The 18306-nt window shown below is 39.0% G+C and carries 17 protein-coding genes; 6 read left to right on the plus strand and 11 right to left on the minus strand.

All coding sequences use genetic code 11. The annotated features are described in order from the left end of the window. Window positions 1-52: 52 nt before the first annotated feature. From A379_RS02035 to A379_RS02045, 3 genes are all read right to left on the minus strand, one after another. Window positions 53-2317 (minus strand): EAL domain-containing protein, encoded by a 2265-nt coding sequence (locus A379_RS02035; RefSeq protein WP_040725366.1) that lies wholly within the window; start codon window positions 2315-2317, stop codon window positions 53-55. A gap of 347 nt (window positions 2318-2664) precedes the next feature. Next, on the minus strand, window positions 2665-3141 hold the full coding sequence (gene greB, locus A379_RS02040) for a transcription elongation factor GreB (protein WP_040725368.1): 477 nt from the start codon (window positions 3139-3141) through the stop codon (window positions 2665-2667). A gap of 56 nt (window positions 3142-3197) precedes the next feature. Beyond that, complete coding sequence (locus tag A379_RS02045) at window positions 3198-3815, minus strand: GDSL-type esterase/lipase family protein (RefSeq protein WP_040725369.1); 618 nt, start codon at window positions 3813-3815, stop codon at window positions 3198-3200. A gap of 39 nt (window positions 3816-3854) precedes the next feature. Between A379_RS02045 and A379_RS02050 the strand changes: the two genes are divergently transcribed. The 6 genes from A379_RS02050 to A379_RS02075 all read left to right on the plus strand — a co-directional run bounded on the left by A379_RS02050 (window position 3855) and on the right by A379_RS02075 (window position 11415). Then, window positions 3855-4121 carry a transporter suffix domain-containing protein gene (locus tag A379_RS02050; protein WP_040725370.1) on the plus strand — a complete coding sequence of 89 codons (267 nt, stop codon included), beginning with the start codon at window positions 3855-3857 and terminating at the stop codon, window positions 4119-4121. Window positions 4122-4294: 173 nt separating this feature from the next. Further along, entirely contained in the window at window positions 4295-5491 is a 1197-nt protein-coding gene (locus A379_RS12545) for a hypothetical protein (RefSeq protein WP_051144925.1), read from the plus strand. 184 nt (window positions 5492-5675) lie between these two features. Then, window positions 5676-6443: an ABC transporter ATP-binding protein gene (locus A379_RS02060; RefSeq protein ID WP_040725373.1), complete on the plus strand. Its 768-nt coding sequence runs from the start codon at window positions 5676-5678 to the stop codon at window positions 6441-6443. 27 nt (window positions 6444-6470) lie between these two features. Beyond that, the gene (locus tag A379_RS02065; RefSeq protein WP_040725374.1) at window positions 6471-8834 is read left to right on the plus strand and encodes an ABC transporter permease; all 2364 of its coding nucleotides are present in this window, start codon (window positions 6471-6473) and stop codon (window positions 8832-8834) included. 20 nt (window positions 8835-8854) lie between these two features. Beyond that, the gene (locus A379_RS02070) at window positions 8855-10078 is read left to right on the plus strand and encodes an efflux RND transporter periplasmic adaptor subunit (protein WP_051144926.1); all 1224 of its coding nucleotides are present in this window, start codon (window positions 8855-8857) and stop codon (window positions 10076-10078) included. Window positions 10079-10272: 194 nt separating this feature from the next. Next, window positions 10273-11415: a YeeE/YedE family protein gene (locus tag A379_RS02075; RefSeq protein WP_040725377.1), complete on the plus strand. Its 1143-nt coding sequence runs from the start codon at window positions 10273-10275 to the stop codon at window positions 11413-11415. A gap of 60 nt (window positions 11416-11475) precedes the next feature. Here the strand turns inward: A379_RS02075 and A379_RS02080 are convergent, their stop codons facing one another. The 8 genes from A379_RS02080 to rnc all read right to left on the minus strand — a co-directional run bounded on the left by A379_RS02080 (window position 11476) and on the right by rnc (window position 18305). Next, the gene (locus A379_RS02080; RefSeq protein WP_040725378.1) at window positions 11476-12633 is read right to left on the minus strand and encodes an NnrS family protein; all 1158 of its coding nucleotides are present in this window, start codon (window positions 12631-12633) and stop codon (window positions 11476-11478) included. Window positions 12634-12733: 100 nt separating this feature from the next. Continuing rightward, window positions 12734-13651: a bile acid:sodium symporter family protein gene (locus A379_RS02085; protein WP_232744803.1), complete on the minus strand. Its 918-nt coding sequence runs from the start codon at window positions 13649-13651 to the stop codon at window positions 12734-12736. A gap of 106 nt (window positions 13652-13757) precedes the next feature. After that, window positions 13758-14471 carry a hypothetical protein gene (locus A379_RS02090; protein WP_040725380.1) on the minus strand — a complete coding sequence of 238 codons (714 nt, stop codon included), beginning with the start codon at window positions 14469-14471 and terminating at the stop codon, window positions 13758-13760. A 20-nt stretch (window positions 14472-14491) separates the two neighbouring features. Next, window positions 14492-14878, minus strand: coding sequence for a holo-ACP synthase (gene acpS, locus A379_RS02095; RefSeq protein WP_106381676.1), 387 nt, complete (start codon window positions 14876-14878; stop codon window positions 14492-14494). Between the two features lie 11 nt (window positions 14879-14889). Beyond that, the gene (pdxJ, locus tag A379_RS02100; protein ID WP_040725384.1) at window positions 14890-15639 is read right to left on the minus strand and encodes a pyridoxine 5'-phosphate synthase; all 750 of its coding nucleotides are present in this window, start codon (window positions 15637-15639) and stop codon (window positions 14890-14892) included. A 111-nt stretch (window positions 15640-15750) separates the two neighbouring features. After that, a complete protein-coding gene (gene recO / locus A379_RS02105) occupies window positions 15751-16470 on the minus strand; it encodes a DNA repair protein RecO (protein ID WP_040725387.1) in 720 nt (239 codons plus the stop codon). 17 nt (window positions 16471-16487) lie between these two features. Further along, window positions 16488-17462 (minus strand): GTPase Era, encoded by a 975-nt coding sequence (gene era / locus A379_RS02110; protein WP_081696307.1) that lies wholly within the window; start codon window positions 17460-17462, stop codon window positions 16488-16490. Between the two features lie 132 nt (window positions 17463-17594). Next, window positions 17595-18305 (minus strand): ribonuclease III, encoded by a 711-nt coding sequence (gene rnc / locus A379_RS02115; protein ID WP_051144927.1) that lies wholly within the window; start codon window positions 18303-18305, stop codon window positions 17595-17597. Window position 18306: the final 1 nt, after the last annotated feature.

Genomic DNA, 18306 nt, shown 5'->3' on the forward strand with positions numbered 1-18306 from the left:
ATTTGTTATTTTTTATTAATGAAGGGCCAGCCTTTTTATTTATTTTATTAGACTACTTTGTAATAAAAGTTTCTAGGTCTTCAATACTAAGTGGTTTAGAGAAAAAATAACCTTGATATAAGTCACACTCAAAATTAGTTAATTGTTCAACTTGCTCTTTTATTTCAACACCTTCAGCTAAGGTATACATACCAAATTCATTTCCGATATTGATGATGTTTTTCACTAAAGTAGCATCTTTTGAGTCATCTAAAATATCGTCTACAAAAGCTTTATCAATTTTAAGCTCTTGAATAGGTAGCTGTCTTAATAGGCTAAGTGATGAATAACCCGTTCCAAAGTCATCTAACGAAATGCGGATATCTTTTCGTCGGAATTGGTGCAGCATTGAAAGAATAAAGTCGATATCTTCAATAAGAAGTGATTCGGTAATTTCAATCGTGATGTACTTAAATGGAATACGACTTTTTTGTACACAAGAAATAAATCCTTCAAAAAAGTTTTCTTGCATAAACTGTTTGATAGAGACGTTAATGGATATTTGAAAACGACGATTTAATTTTTCTTGGAGTGTTCCAATTTCCGTAAGTGCAAGATATGCAATACGTTGCCCGAGCAATGGCATAAAGCCAATTTCTTCTGCAATAGAGATAAACTCATTAGGTGGAACAAATCCTAATTTGGGGCTCTGCCAACGCACAAGACATTCAACGCCATGCAGCTCGCCATTTTTATTTACTTGTGGTTGGTAGTTTAGATAAATTTCATCATTTTCCAGAGCCGTTCTCAAGTTGTGTTCAATAGTTGATGTTTTTTGTGATTTTAGTTGCAAGTTTTCAGAAAAAACTTCTACCCAGTTCTTACGGTTTTTTGCTTCATATAAGGCTAAGTCAGCATGGCTCAATAAGTTGTTTAAACTACAACCATTCTCTTTTGCTCTAGCAATACCAATACTTGCACCAATGGTAAAATTTAAGTCCTCAATTAAGTAGCTAACACCGATTGTTTCAATAATTTGTTTAGCAATATCAAAGTCATGGTGTGTTTTATTTTGCATAACCATAACAAACTCATCACCGCCAAAACGGATAATGTATTGAGCATATGAAGAGAAATTTTTTAGCCTTTCTGCTACTTGAAGAAGAAGCTTGTCCCCCGTAGTATGTCCAAAAGTATCATTAATATACTTAAAATTATCTAAATCAATAAACATCAAACTAATGTCATTGGTTTGTTCTGTTAGTAATTTGGGAAACGCTTTTTCAAGATAGTATCGATTATATAATCCCGTTAAAGGATCGTGTTCTGCTTGGTACTGAAGTTTATTTAAAGATTGGGCTTCATTATTATGAATACGCCTTACTAGCCAAATAACTATAAGATGAACAATTAAAAATATGAAAAGATAGAGTTGAAGAGCGTTTATAAAGTTATTTCTTAATATTGAAGCCGCTTGCTTTATAACAACCCAAAGATCATATTTTGAATTATATATTAAAGAGCCAATTATAGGCTCTTTGGTAAGGGTATCTATTGCATCCCCACTAACAGGGATATCAGGCAATTTCAATTTAGCTTCTTTAAGAGTAAGCTTGTAGTTATCAAGCAACGCTTCGTTTGCTGATTTTAAGTCATCTTCTGTAATAGAGTTTTCATAAGCTTTTTGAAAAAAACTTTCATCAATATCATTGACATAAACTCGGTATTTGCTACGAGCATTAATGATAGCGAGTTTCAATTCATTCTGTTGAGGTAAGCCATTTACTTTAGCAAGATCTTTTACTTTTAAACCTGTCGTCATAACAGCAATCGGATTACCATTCTGGTCACGTAACGTTTTTCTAAGAGGTATTACCCAATCGTTTGCGCCGCTAAAGAAATAGGTACGTCCTATGACCATTTTGTTACTGTTAAGAGTCGCGTTAAAGTCTTCTTTAGTATCAGAGAGTTCAAGTAGATTTGGTAAATGAGAGATATCAAAATTTCCACTAACCGCAATGAAGTTTCCATGAATATCAAGAAGCCCAAAACCCACTAAATTGGGTTTGGTGGCGAGCATTTTTCTAAGTAAGCGATGAGTTTTTTCAGTATCGGTATACAACTCACTTTCAAGTAAACGCGAGCCTAAAATATCGAGAAGTAATTCATTTTCAGTTAAGCTTGATTCAATACTTTTAGTAATGAGTTTTAAAGAAGCGCTTTGTTGAGCATATAATTTTTGATGTAATTCTGAATGTTTCGCATAAGCTAATCCCAATAATCCAATGATACTGATAACGAGTATTAAATAATAAACTGTCCAAATATTTCTTTTCATTGAATCTCTACTTATTAAAATCACTTATAAATAAGCCTATTTATAGTCATAACTACATCTTAATTATCCATCAATTATCAATTAAAATATATTGAATATAGAGCTTACTTAATCAATTTAAGTTGTTGATATATCAATTATATTAATCCCTATTCATACAGCATTACCGCCAATAATTTTATATATCGATGTTAAAAGGTTGTTAAAGCCGTGGCGTCACTTTTTACAAATTCACAATTTACCAGGCCTGGTAAATTGCTTTTTTGAATTGAAATAGTTGAGTTTTTAGAAGCTTAAAAATGGTTAGATTTGAATGAATGTAAACTAATTATAGTTGGGTAAAATCATTATTCTTGACTATAGCTAATCGCATTCACAAACCAAGTTTTTTTGCCCGTTGGTATATTTACAATTACTTCGTCATCAACGGTTTTGCCAATGCAGGCTCTTGCCATAGGAGAGTCTATGGAAATGTAATCTTTTGCACCATAAATCTCTTCTGGACCAACGATTCTGATTGTAAGTGTTGTGCCCTCTTCATCTTCAAGTTCTACCCAAGCACCGAAAAACACCTTACCGTCTTGTTGTGGATGGTATTCAACAATTTTTACCTCTTCTAAGAATTTTCTTAAAAAACGTACTCGGCGATCGATTTCTCTTAAACGACGTTTATTGTATTGGTAGTCTGCATTCTCTGAGCGATCGCCTAAACTAGCCGCCCAGGTAACGATTTTGGTAACTTCTGGGCGTTCTTTACGCCAAAGTTCATCCAGTTCAGCTTGGAGTTTTTTAAAACCTTGTTTGGTGATGAGCTTGGTTTTCATGATTGTTTGTTATATTCCGTTTAGCTTAGGAGAGCGTAAAAAATCAAATAGGGTTTCTAATTAATCGCACCGCTACTTATTAATTGTTTATAAATAGCTTCTGCCATGGCTTGGTAACCTTGTTGGTTAAAATGCACGTAGTCCGACTTCATGGATAGTCTTTTCATAAGGTTTGCCACAATATCCTCTTCAATGGGTATGTTAAACTCATTGGCTAATTCTGCATACAACTCTAATGAATTGCCAAACAGTTTTTTCTCTGGGGCCCCCACCAATAAAACAGCTGAACCACTATTTTGAATGCTTTGAATCATCTTGGCTAGATTGGCTTTGATTTGTGACTCAGGGACTTTTTGAAGCACATCATTACCCCCTTCCAACAAAATTACCAGGCCTGGTTTATATTTATTAAGAAGCTCTGGTAAACGCTTTAAGCCTTCTGTGGTGGTTTCACCCGTAACACCCGCATTTATAACCTGTAAACCCGTTAGCTGCGCTAAAACAGTGGGATAGCTCTCTGACTTTTGCACACCAACACCAGCGGTTAAACTATCGCCAAAAGCTAAAATTACATCGTCCGATTTTAATGTGGGTAATTTATGTGAACTGCACGATGATAAACACAGAATGCTTATAAAAAGGATAAACAGGCCTGGTATAGTATGAGTTTTCATTTTTTCACTCTTGCGTATTATCAAAAAAAGACATTTTAAATGACCTTAAAAGAACGATTTCGCCCAATTGTTAAGCCACTAGCTTACCTTTTAATTGCCGTCTCAACAATCTCTTGGACTGCGGTTTTTGCCATTCCATTCTTCGAATTTAGCATCTCAGAAATGGCTGGTATCATTACCGCTTTAATTATTATTGGTGAAGTCACATTTTACCTAGCCATATTACTTTTAGGCAAAACCGTATGGAATAAAATGAAAGAAAAGTGGCTATCCCAAATCAATAAAGCTAAAAATAACAACCCGTAACCTCCCTACTTTAGCCACTCATCACACCGTCCGTACAAATAAAAGCTAAGCTTTTGATATTTCTGCCGTTAATAAACTTATAACAATAAAAACCAATATAAAAAACACATACAAAAAACAATAAGCATTCAAGGGAAACATCCAGCAAACTTAATAATATATTGGATAGTTTTATGAAAATTATTGACCAGAACCTTCAACTCTCTTCCCAGCACTATGCTGCAAAAGAGAGCCATAGAGAACGTGTGCATGAAACTTTTGTTAACGGCCAGTTAGCAACGCGTGAAACGGACAACCTCTCTGTAAAAAACACCTCTTCAAGCCAACACCAGTTGCTGATTGGCAAAGGCGTTGATTCAAATATGGTAAATAATAGACCATCAATTGACAGTCGTCCGAGTTTAAACCAAATTAATGACCAACAAAAAAACCTTGTTTATAACCCAAACAGTCCGTCACAGTTTGTAACTGCTAATGACGTTAAAACAAGCGAACTTGATAATCAAAGCACTCTACCTCCTAAGTTACTGGAAATGATTAAAGCAATTGAAGCTTTAATGGAACGGATAACTGGCAAAGCCTACACCTTGAAGGTCATGGGTTATGAATCTCAAGATAAACCTGAAAAAGAGAATATAAATCCAGGTCAAATGTTGTCAACGCCAAGTGAAAATCAAATTGACCTGCAACAAAATAGTATTCCATCTATGGGTGAACGATGGTCGCTCCATAGTTCTTACCAAGAAACTGAGCAAACCCACTTTCAAGCCAAAGGTCACGTAAAAACAGCCGATGGAAGAGAGATTGATTTTGCTTTAAAGACTCAAATGTACCGTAATTTTTCAACGCAATTGCACGTTGAAAAAGAACAAGGTGTTGTTCTCAAAGATCCTTTAGTCGTCAATTTTTCTGGGGCACCAGCAAACCTGACTGTTGAGAAATTTAACTTTGATTTAGATGCCGATGGCAAGAATGAGCAGATATCATTTGTTAATCAAGACTCTGGCTTTTTGGCTTATGACAAAAATCAAGATGGTGTCATTAACAATGGCAGTGAGTTATTTGGCGCCTTAACGGGCAATGGTTTTGAGGAGCTTTCGCAATTTGATGACGATAATAATGGCTGGATTGATGAAAATGATGCGATTTTTTCTAAGCTGCAAATATGGCAAAAAGACAGCCACGGTTTAGACCAATTATCTGGTCTAATGGAGATGAATATTGGTGCAATATCCTTAAATCACATTGCAACAGAGTTTGCTTTAAAGGATGAAAACAACCAACAACATGGTCAAATAACCGATACGGGGGTTTATCTAAGGGAATCGGGTGGCGTTGGAACCATTCAGCAAATTGATTTAGTCGTTTAATTTAAACTAATAAGTTACCAGGCCTCGAAAGAACTCAACAGGCCTGATAACTTATCGGTAGAGCTTCAAAAACGTAAACCATTCCTTAAAGGCTTAATTTACATTAAGTCTTCCACAACAATCTTTCCTCCTCTTTTATTGGCTGTTATATACTAAAACTCAAGACATTTATAATGGTTATAACATGCAACAGGCGTCCAATACTGTAGACACGAGCTCTCATAGCGTATTTGAAGTAAAAGGCATTACCAAAGTTTATCAAATGGGTGAGGTTGATGTTCATGCCCTTCGTGGTGTTGACCTAACACTTTACCAAGGCGAGTTAACCGTTTTACTTGGCGCTTCTGGTAGTGGTAAATCCACTTTGCTCAATATACTTGGTGGCTTAGACACGCCAACCGAAGGTAGTGTTATTTATCATAATATTGATGATTCAAACCACTCAGTTCAAACCGTTGATTTAAGTCATGCCACCGAGCACGAATTAACAGAGTACCGTCGTTATAACGTTGGTTTTGTTTTTCAGTTTTACAACCTCATCCCTAGTTTAACCGCGCGTGAAAACGTCGCCATTGTTACCGAAATTGCAAAATCACCAATGACACCTGAGGAGGCTTTAAATCTTGTGGGGTTAGAAAATCGATTAAATCATTTTCCAGCTCAACTTTCAGGGGGTGAACAGCAACGAGTGGCTATTGCTAGAGCGATTGCCAAAAACCCAGATGTATTGCTGTGCGATGAGCCTACTGGAGCGCTCGATTCACAAACAGGCATTAAAGTATTGGAAGCTTTGCAAAGAGTAAACAGTGAATTAGGCACCACCACCGCGGTGATTACCCATAATGCTGGTATTGCCCAAATGGCCGATAGAGTGATTAGCCTTTCTGATGGCCAAATTGTGAAAAGTTACACCAATCAAACACGTGTCTCACCACACGATTTATCTTGGTAGATAAGCATCGATAAAGAACATAATTAAATGAACGCAATAGACATCAAACTTTGGCGAGAACTTTGGAATATGCGCATGCAAGCGCTCGCCATTGCTATGGTTATCGTAAGTGGCGTTGCTATCTTCATTATGTCTCTTAGCACTTACGACTCGCTGTACGAATCTCGTGAAAGTTATTATCAAGGCAATCATTTTGCCGATGTATTCACTTCCCTTAAACGTGCGCCTTTATCTGTTGCCAAACGAATTGAAGAAATTCCAGGCGTCGATAAGGTTGAAACTCGTGTGGTTAGCTACGTTAATTTAGAAATTGAGAATTACGATGATCCCGTGAGTGGTCACCTTATCTCACTACCAGAAAATAGTCGTGGCGTACTCAACCAGCTGTATTTACGAGACGGCAGAGTGGTTGAAGCTGGCCGAGATAATGAAATTATTCTCAGCGAAGAGTTTGCCGATGCACACCATTTGCAAGCAGGCGATAAAATCAAGGCCAACATTAATGGGCGTAGTAAAAATTTAACGATTGTAGGCACAGGTTTATCACCCGAATATATCTATCAAATCGCGCCTGGCGCGATGTTTCCAGACTATAAAAGTTATGGCGTCATGTGGATGGCACGCACGCCCTTGGCAAGTGCTTATGATATGCAAGGCGCTTTTAACAACGTTACCCTTACACTGCTAAAAGGAGCCAATGAACAAGACGTTATTGATCGTTTAGATGAAATACTTAAACCCTATGGTGGTACAGGCGCTTACTCAAGAGAAAACCAACTCTCTAACCGTTTTTTAAGTGAAGAGCTCAAGCAGCTCAACAATATGGCAACTCTATTTCCAATTATCTTTTTTGGTGTTGCCGCGTTTTTATTAAACGTTGTGATTAGCCGTTTGATTTCGCTTGAAAGGGAGCAAATTGCGGTACTTAAAGCTTTTGGCTATAGCAACTTTTCTGTTGGATTACATTACAGCAAACTGGTGCTCATGATTGTTTCCATCGGTATTATTTTAGGTATTGGGTTTGGCATATGGATGGGAAAAGGCATGAGCCACCTCTATATGGAGGTTTATAGCCTGCCTTACATGAACTACCTGTTAAAACCGAGCGTGATTGCCTCAGCAGCTTTAGTCAGCTTTGCCGTCGCTATTATAGGGACACTTCACGCGGTCAATAAAGCGGTAAAATTACCGCCCGCCCAAGGTATGAGAGCGCAAATTCCTGCGAGTTATCGTCCTACCGTCATTGAACGGTTAGGGTTACAAAATCGATTTTCACAACCCAGCAGGATGATTCTACGGCATATAGAACGCCGTCCAATTAAGTCTTTGTTTACCAGCCTTGGTATCAGTATGGCCTGTGGCATTATGATGGTTAGTGGTTTCCAAGAAGGTGCCATTAATGAGATGGTTGATGTGCAATACAATATGAGCCAGCACGAAGATTTAATGGCACTCTACGCTGAGCCCACCTCAAAGCGCTCTCTATACTCTTTACAAAGCATACAAGGTGTCGAGTTAGCCGAAGGATTTCGAAATGTCGCTGTGAATCTAAAATTTCAGCACCGCTCATATCGTACTTCAATAAACGGTGTCGAACCTAACAACACTTTAACGAGATTATTAGACAGTCAATTAAAGACCATTAACATTCCTCAAGAAGGCGTCATTATTACCGATTACCTCTCTGAACAATTGCATATCAAACCAGGAGAGACGCTCACCATTGAAGTGCTAGAGGGGAATCGTCCCACCATCACGGCACAAGTGATTGGGACTGCAAAACAATATGTAGGGTTAAATGTCTATATGCAAAGAAATACATTAAACCGACTCTTAAAAGAAGGTGATGTCATCTCTGGAGCCTATTTAAAGGTGGATGAAAAATATCAAAAAACGGTTTATAAAGAACTCAAAAACATGCCACGTATTGCTGGAGTTGTAGAGCAAAAATCCGCCATTGAAGGCTTTTACGACACAATGGATGATACCATCTTATTTTTCAGCTTCATCTCTACGCTTCTGGGTGCGAGTATCGCCTTTGGTGTGATTTACAACAGTATGCGAATTGCTCTATCTGAACGTAACCGAGAGCTTGCTAGTCTTCGAGTGTTGGGCTTTCATCGCTCCGAAATTGCCTATATTTTATTAGGCGAACAAGCCATTTTGACCTTATTAGCGATTCCACTTGGTTTTGTTATTGGTAATGGCCTTTGCGCTTACTTAGCGATGAAATTTAACAGTGACCTGTATCGTATTCCGCTTATTTTAGAAAATGATGTTTACGCTAATGCGGCGTTAGTCGTTTTGGTGTCATCACTCATTTCTGCCTATATGATATGGCGAAACCTCGCGCACCTTGATATGGTAGCGGTATTAAAAGCAAAAGAATAACCTGAATTGAGAATCAAATTATGAACATACCTTTCCAAAATACCCCGTTATTTAAACACCCAGGTATTCTTTTGACCATCATCATTATTGTTGGTTTGCTGACTTGGGGTTTCTGGCCAAAACCCATTGTAGTTGAAACGGTAACGGTAAATAAAGCTCCCCTTACTGTCAGTATTCAAGAAGACGGCAGAACACGAGTCATTGACCGCTATGTGATTTCATCACCCGTCAATGGAATGACCTGCCGAATGCACTTAAAAGTCGGGGACCCTGTTACTCAAGGACAAAATTTATTAGGCATTACACCACTTGAATCGCAAGTTTTAGATTCAAGAAGCCGAGCCCAAGCCGAAGCGCAAGTTTCTGCTGCCCGCTCTGCTCTAAAATCAGCCAAACAACAAGCCATTTCAGCACAAGCTACCGCAACATTGGCAAATGATAAATTAAAACGTTATCAACCCCTTCTGCAAAAAGGCTTAATCTCGCAAGAAACGTTTGATGAAGCTAAAACCGCCACCGTCACCGCACAATCTCAACAACGTTCTGCTAAGTTCGCTGTCGAAGTCGCCAACTTTGAACTGCAAGCCGCGCTGACCACACTTGAATATTCAGCGGCCAACCCACAAGAACAAAACCAGGAACGTGTACCTGTTAACTCGCCAATTACTGGCAAAATTTTGAAAGTGGCTCGACAATGTGAAGGCCCTGTTATGACAGGAGAATCTTTATTAGAGGTCGGAGACCCAACCGCTTTAGAAGTTGAAGTGGATGTACTCTCCGCCGATGCCGTTAAAATTAAACCTGGTATGAAGGTGCTCTTTGACCGTTGGGGTGGTTCACAACCATTAGAGGGTATCGTAAAATCAGTTGAACCCGTGGGATTTACCAAAGTTTCCGCTTTAGGAGTAGAAGAGCAACGGGTTTGGGTGATTTGTGACTTCACCTCACCGACTGAGCAATGGCAAAAATTAGGTGATGCCTACCGTGTAGAGGCACAGTTTATTCTGTGGCAAGAAGAGAATATATTGCAAATTCCATCAAGCGCACTATTTCGTTATCAAGATGGCTGGGCGGTATTTAAAAGCCTGGATAACAAAGCGGTTAGACAAGTTGTCACCATCGGGCAACGAAATGGTTTAAGTGTGCAAATCATAACAGGCCTGGTAGAAGGCGATTCAATCATTAACCACCCAAGCGATGCTATTGATGATAATGTCAGTATTGAAACTCGTTTAAATAATTAACTTAATGATCAACTAAATGATTAAGTTATTAAGCAGCCATTACTTAAAGCCTATGTTGAGTGCTGTTATATAGAAACCCAAAGGAAAAACCGACCACGTTCTGTATATCAACCCAATATACTTATAAATTATTTTAATTTCACTTAATAAATAAAACTTATTAACATAACTCTATTGAAACATGGAATAGAGTTATGAATTCTATAAAATTTTATCTGTTCAGCCTCTTACTTATCTCACCTTTACTGATCTATGGTGTATTTAAGTTTAGTCAAAACAGCATTCTGCTTACAATAGACTTAGTTTTAATTGGTGCCCTATTAGGGGCGAGTTTAAACTATTTTCAATTCGGTTTTAGTAGTAGCTTTCGCTCTCTTATCCTAGAAAAACGTACCGCTGGCATGCGTTCCATTATTTGGTTGCTGGCCATTGCTGTTGTATTATTTTCGCCATTGCTTGCCATACAATCCTGGAACGACCAAACCTTTACAGGCTTTATTCGCCCTTTAAGTTTGGCGATTCCTTTAGGCGCATTTATTTTTGGTATTGGTATGCAGATTGGTTGTGGCTGCACTTCAGGCACACTGAATCGCGTTGGACAGCTACAAGCCCTCTCGTTTTCTACCTTACTATTTATGATTATTGGCGGTACTTTAGCCGCCATTACCTTTGGTGATTGGCGCAATTTACCCGTTATAGAACCCTTTGCATTTCAGCACAAGTTTGGTTGGTGGCTAGGTTTAGCTATTCAGCTATTTTTACTAGCTACTTTGTATTTTTTTCTAAAACGTTTTGAACAACGTCACCACCATGACTATCAACCGTTAACCACTAGACAATCCAACCTAATCGCACACCCTTTTTTATTAGCGGCCGTTGCTATGGCGTTTTTAAATGCCAGTTTACTGTTTATTTCTGGAACCCCTTGGTCAATCAGTTCTGTCTTTCCTTATTGGGGTACTCGATTAATCGATTTATTTACCCTACCTGTAGATTGGTATTTTTGGGATTACACCATGGAGAACACCACTAAAATGGGTCAAGGGATTTTTGAAAACACTGTCAGCCTAACAACTATTGGGGTGGTTTTGGGGGCTTTAGCGGTTTCACTGATTAAACCGAGGGCCAAAGTTACCATTACAACAAAAGGTTTAATTGGTAGTATCGTGGGTGGAACCATTATGGGCTTTGGTGCGGTCATGGCCTCGGGCTGTAATATTGGGGCTTTTTTCAGCGGAATTGCTTCAGGAAGCTTACATGGTTGGGTTTGGCTGGCATTTGCATTAATGGGCAATATTATTGGCTTAATAATTCGTAAGCGCCTTGTCACTCAATAAAGAAAGTGACCAGGCCTGTATGCTATCTACCTAGTTACTCATAACATTTCTGGCGAATGACTATAATAAAATACCCGTGTCTTTAGCTGGACTCGGCTTGGTTAATATAGGCCAATAAACAACGGTTAACACCATAAAACTCAATATCCATCCCCATTGACTCAACTGCATCCATAAAGCGTAATGTGTCGAATCAACAATAGGCATCAGCACACGCAAAACAGCGGTAATCGTTAACAGTATAAAAACAAATATAACCATCTTGGGCGGTGCAAATACATTACGATTGGTATGCCCTAATGAAATTCGAGCCATTATCGAAGAGCATAACAAGCCAATTCCACCCGCTGCTAAGGCATGAATCGCGATAGATTCATTGAGCATTTTTAAACCCACAAACCCATATAAAACCATGCCAAATATCATAAAAGCGTATGAGAGATATAAAGGCCAAAGCAAGGTGAGTTGCCATACTTTAGGGTGATGCCACTTTACCCAGCGCACAATGTGAACCACTGCCAACGGAAAGGCAATGACACTGATAAACCAATGACCTGGTGCAATAATCACCGCAACCATTAAAGCTAAAAACCCACCTATTGCTAAAAAATCAATCCACTTCTCATTCACTTTTTCTGGTAAGCCCAGCGCTTTTTCAGTAAAAAAAGGAATCAGTCGGCGCATCATTGTTAAGTTAATGGCCAAGACTAAAAACAGACCAGCTATCATTCCCCAATATAAGCCTTGGCTAAAAATATTCAGTGCACCTAAATAATACATACCATTGGCAAACACTAATAATAAAAACTTAACCGCTAAGCCGCTCTGTTTCCACTGTTTGGTTTTTAAAATAGGAATAAAAAAATGCAAGAAAAGACCTAGAGTAAAGCCGATATCCACAACGGCAATCCACTCAATAGGTAGGTTAAACAAATAGCCCAGTCGAGCGCTTAACCATAAACCAAACAGAACCAATAATTTTTTACCCGATGCTGAATTTAGCCCTGTCCAATTCATAACGGCGGTCAGTAAAAAACCACTCACTGTCGCTAACGCATAACCAAAAATCATTTCATGGCCATGCCAGTACATCGGTAACACACCCGAAAAATTCAGTGAACTTTGAGGAAAGTTAAACCACCAAACCAACATAGAAACAGTGGCAAAAAAACTGCCACCTAAGAAAAATGAGCGAAACGCTCTATCAAAGAAAAACATATTGCTCTATTTATCCTAAAAGAAAGAAGCTTTGTTACGGAATGCCCTTTGCTTTATACGTTCATGCATGAATGTATAAAATTATGTCAACAATATGCCGCTAAACCCTGGTATTCACTTTATCTCTATTCTGCCAATAACTGGCAAAAACAGAACCTGATAGGTTGTGCCAAATACTAAACAATGCGCCTGGTAACGCGCTTGCCGCAGTAAAATACTTTAAAGCTAAAGCCACACTCAACCCTGAGTTTTGCATGCCTATTTCAATCGCCACGGTTCGAGCAATAACAGAATCAAAACCTAACTTTCTTGATAACCAATAACCTGAGAATAGACCAATTAGGTTGTGTAACATAACCGCAAGCACCAATGTCCAAGCAACGGTGGTTAAATTATTGGCATTCAGAGCAACGACAATTGCAATAATGAATAAGATAACAGCCATAGAAAACAACGAAAAAAAGCGCGCTATGGGTTGAAGTTGTTGATGCCAAAAGTGGTTGAGCAACATGCCTAAGAGTAAGGGAGCAACAATCATTTTAAGTAACATAAACAGCATTGATAATGCCGGTACTTCAACCGTTTGACTTAGGTAAACCCAGCTTAATAACGGTAGCATAATCACGGCGGCTAAAGTCGAAATCAGAGTCATGCTCACCGAGAGAGCCACGTCTCCTTTGGCTAAATAAGCCATAACATTGGAAGCCGTTCCACCTGCTGTTGCGCCCACTAACATCATGCCAATTGTTAGCTCTAGAGAGAGTCCAAACAGCATGGAGAGTGTCCATGCTGCAAACGGCATAACTAAAAACTGTAGCGTAACGCCTGCGGCCACAATGAGCCTGTGTTGCCAAACTTTTAGAAAGTCTTGCCAAGTTAAGGTTAAACCCATTCCAAGCATAACCAGCATCAGTAATGGCACAATCCATGATTTTAAACCAATAAACCCATCTGGAAAGAACCAAGCTATTCCACTTACAAGTAACGCCCAAATTGGAAAAGCTAGAATTAACATCATACTCAATCTTTATAGCAAGTGAATTTTAACAACCAAACTAAACTACCAGGCCTGGTAGTTTAGTAAAAATAGAACTAGAGAATAGGTTTTAAAGAAATCCTAGGGATTAAAGCGGTAACATAAAGAAAAAGGTAGAAACAAACCCAATTAAACCACCAAAGACACCACCCCAAACGACTAACCAGCCAAGGTGTTCTTTTATCATTTTTTGCACCATCTCTTTAACCAATTGAGGGGTTAACTCTTCTAAACGGCTATCGATGATGTCAGCCACCTTAGATTGAATATCGGCCATCACATCAGGCTGATCGAGCTCATCTTGAAGCATCTGATGAAACTCATCGGTTTGTGTCATTTCAATCAATGAACTTTTCATATTCGTTAAAAACGGTTCTTTTAATGGCGTTAAAGCGTCTGCCCCACCAAACATGCCTAACATAGAGCCAAAAGAGGAGTTCATAATCACTTCAACTAATCGTTCATAAGATGGCGTTAAATCGACTTTTTCAATCACAGGTTTGAGTTCAAACTTGGCAGTTTGTACGCTGTTTGCAACAAATTTATCAATATTCTCTTGATTAAAAAATTGCTCCATCATTAAGGTTTTAATCGCTGTTTTAAACGCCTCAAAGCGATTAGGAATCACCCCAGAACCTACCAGGCCTGGTACCTTTTCAAATAGCATATATACTGCTAACCAGTTGGTTAAAGCACCCGATAAAGCAAATAAACCAATCATGAGCAGATAGGTGTTTTCAACGGCGTAACCTAATATTAAAAAAATGAGTGCCGTTAGGTTAGTAAGCAGTGACTTATTCATGTTAGAAAACTCCAAGATGTTTAATCATTATTTTGTTCAGCAACCACAAAGGCAACTGTATGATGCTTTTCATCACTGATACTAATCGACCAGTGAGTAATGCCAAGTTCATTGGATTTATCAAGGGTAGAACCCGCTAAAAGTAAAATGGGTTGGCCACTCTCTTTGTGAGCTACCGTCATATCTTTAAAACGCACACCGTGGGCAATCCCTGTACCTAAAGCTTTAGATACCGCTTCTTTTAAAGCCCAACGCTTGGCTAAAAAACGTTCTGGATAGAGCTGATTTTTAAACTCTTTTAACTCCATCTCTGACAGCAAACGTTGTGCAAAGGTATCTCCCTGCTTTTTATAAACTTTTTCAATACGTTCAACATCAACGATATCTGTACCAACACCAATAATCATAATTAACTCAATTAATCGGCTAAGTAAGCTTGTTGGCGAGCTTCAACCATAATACGTTTCATTTCACGCACCGCTTCTGGTAAGCCAGAATAAACCGCTTGCGCAATAATCGCATGACCAATATTCAACTCTTCAATCTCTTTCATAGCTGCAATAGGCTGAACATTATGATAGTGTAATCCGTGCCCAGCATTAACCACCAAGCCTAACCGGTACGCATATTCTGCGGCATGTTTAATACGTGCAATTTCAGCTTGGACTTCGGCAGGGTTTTCTAATTCGGCATAGGTTCCAGTGTGCAATTCAATTACAGGTGCGCCAACCTCTTTAGCGGCTTCAATTTGCGTTTCATCTGGATCAATAAACAGAGACACTCTGCAACCAGCTTCAGCTAATCGAGCACAAACATCGGTTAACCACGGCATTTGCCCAGCGACATCCAAACCACCTTCAGTGGTTAACTCTTCACGTTTTTCTGGCACTAAACAGACATCTTCAGGTTTTTGTTGAATCGCAATTTGCACCATCTCTTCAGTGGCCGCCATCTCTAGATTCACTTTGGTTTGACGCATGGCTGAAATACGCATGACATCTTCATCTTGAATATGTCGTCTATCTTCTCGAAGGTGCAAAGTAATACTGTCCGCACCTGCCATCTCTGCATCTAACGCAGCCTTAATAGGGTCTGGGTAACGTGTACCACGCGCTTGGCGTAAAGTGGCAACATGATCAATATTTAAACCTAGGTAAATTGGATTCATTACTTTTCCTTGAAATAGAGTCAATAGACAAAAATAAATTTAAGTGCGTTATTATCGCTGTTTGAGGATGAAATATCATTGAAAAAAACTGTCTTCAACCTAAAAACCAGTTTAATTAAATAGCTCTCGGGTCATAATTGGTTTATCGCCTAGATAATGCGCCAAAACCCACCGATAGAGTTTCTTTAGTGAAGGTAAGCACTCTTCACAATAACGCATCTCTTGCATTGCCAATAAACACTCGCCTTGAATAGCCAATCCCTGCTTTTGAGAATCTAAAGAGGCTAATACAGCGCCATATTGTGGGTAAAAAAAGTAGGCTTGCTCGGGTTGAATTGGCTGTTGGTTAATATCTTCATCACATTGGATACCATGCCCCATTTCGGCAAGAAATAAATGTTCAAACTGACGAAGTGACCAGGCCTGGTCATTGCGTTTTTCAGCGGACAAAAGCTGGTAAAGGGTTTGTTGATAAAGATCAAATAAAGCTTCAGTGGCCACTTGGGGAAACAATAAACGATAAAGTAATTCATTAACATATAAACCGCAGATATTGCCCTCTGCCTGTAATGGAAAACGTAATGAGCCCATCTCGATTTGTTGAATACTGAGTAAGTCTGAACGATTATTGGGTTTTTCACGCCACTGAAGAGTAAGCTGTTGAAAAGGCTGGAGCATAGCCGTTTTTTGAGAAGCGGTTTTGCGCCCACCTCTTACCCCACGAACGACACCATTAATTTTGCCGTAGTCAGGGGTAAAAAAGGTCACTAAAGCGCTGGTTTCTCTATAAGGTCGAGAGTGCAGAACAAACGCGGACTGTTCTATCTCCATAACAATCAACGACCAAATTAACTTGAGTAGTTATCGTCATAACCCAAACTGGCTAAAGCACGCGCGTCGTCAGACCAGTTCTCTTTTACTTTAACCCATAATTCTAAATGGACACGACCATCCAGCAAAGCAATTAAATCTTTACGAGCCTGGATTCCCATCTGTTTGATAAGCTCACCTTTTTTACCAATAACAATCTGCTTTTGGCCTTTACGCTCAACCAAGATTAACGCATTAATTAACCAACGCCCTTCTTCTTCGTCATATTTAAATTGCTCTATTTCAACCGTAGAACCATAAGGCACTTCTTCACCTAAAGTACGCATGAGTTTTTCACGAATGATTTCTGCAGCTAAGAAACGCTGAGAGCGGTCTGTGACATATTCTTCAGGAAAGATTTTTTCTTGATGCGGAAGGTATTTAAGCACCTCTTTTTTAATTAAATCTAAGCCATTTTTCTTGTAGGCAGAGATAGGAATTAAGGTGTCCATGTTAACGTTTTCACCCACCGTTTGCATAAACGGAAATAGGTCTTCTTTATTTTTATAATTGTCGATTTTATTCATCAAGACAACAACAGGAGTGTCAATTCCTTCTAACTTTTTAGCCACCGCGGCATCTTCTTTAGTCCAACGCCCCGCTTCAACCACAAATAAGATCACATCCACATCGGCAAACGCACTATTTGCTGTTCGGTTCATATACTCATTAATCGATTTTTCACCCCCTAAATGCATACCTGGCGTATCTACATAGATAATTTGATGTTCAGGTGTGGTGTAAATACCGTGAATTCGGTGACGAGTAGTTTGCGGTTTATGTGAAGTAATACTGAGTTTTTGACCTAGCATTTCATTCATAATGGTTGATTTACCCACATTTGGGCGTCCAATCACGGCAGCAAAGCCCGCTTGATAATCTGTTTCAACTTCCGCATCCTGTGAAGCAGGACCCGCTAAGATTTTTTCTAAAGATAATTCGTTATCTGACATGTGTTTCTCAATGTAATCATATTGTTATACGATTAATTATAAATTTAAAAGGGTGCAAACAAAAGAACTTACCAGGCCTGTATGGTTTTAGCTAAGCCGATAAGTTTTACTAAAGTAAATAGTGATTGCTGTTCACACTTCGCCAAGTGCTTCTAGCGCAATTTCTGCGGCTTTTTGTTCGGCTTTTCTACGGTTAGAAGCGATGGCTTCAAATTTTGAATTTAATTTACCCACATAGCATGAAACCGTAAACTCTTGAGCATGTGCGGCACCATTTACACTAATAATGGAGTATTCTGGTAGCTCTTCATTGTGAGATTGAAGATATTCTTGTAAACGAGTTTTAGGATCTTTACCGACTTTTTTAGGGTCTAATTCTTCAAGGCGTTTTTTATAGAAACGCATCACAAGCTCTCGGCAAACATCCAAACCACCATCTTCATAAACTGAGGCGATAATCGCTTCTACCGCATCGGCAATAATCGAGTTGCGTCTAAAACCACCGCTTTTAAGCTCTCCTGGCCCTAACACCAGGTACTCACTAAGCTCATACTCTTTACCAATTACCGCGAGTGTGTCTCCTTTTACCAAATGAGCACGAACACGGCTCATATCACCTTCTGGTAGTCGATTAAACTGATGGAAGAGTACATCAGCAATCATAAAGTTGACCAGGCTATCACCCAAGAACTCTAAACGCTCATTGTTAGTCGCCCCCATACTACGATGCGTTAAAGCATGCTGTAAAACAGAGATATCGTTATATTGATAACCTAACTTTTTAGATAACTGCTGTAACTTAGCGGTACGTTCAATTGAGAGTTTATTGTTTGACTTGGCCATA

This window comes from Thiomicrorhabdus sp. Kp2 (genome assembly GCF_000478585.1).
GTDB lineage: Bacteria > Pseudomonadota > Gammaproteobacteria > Thiomicrospirales > Thiomicrospiraceae > Thiomicrorhabdus.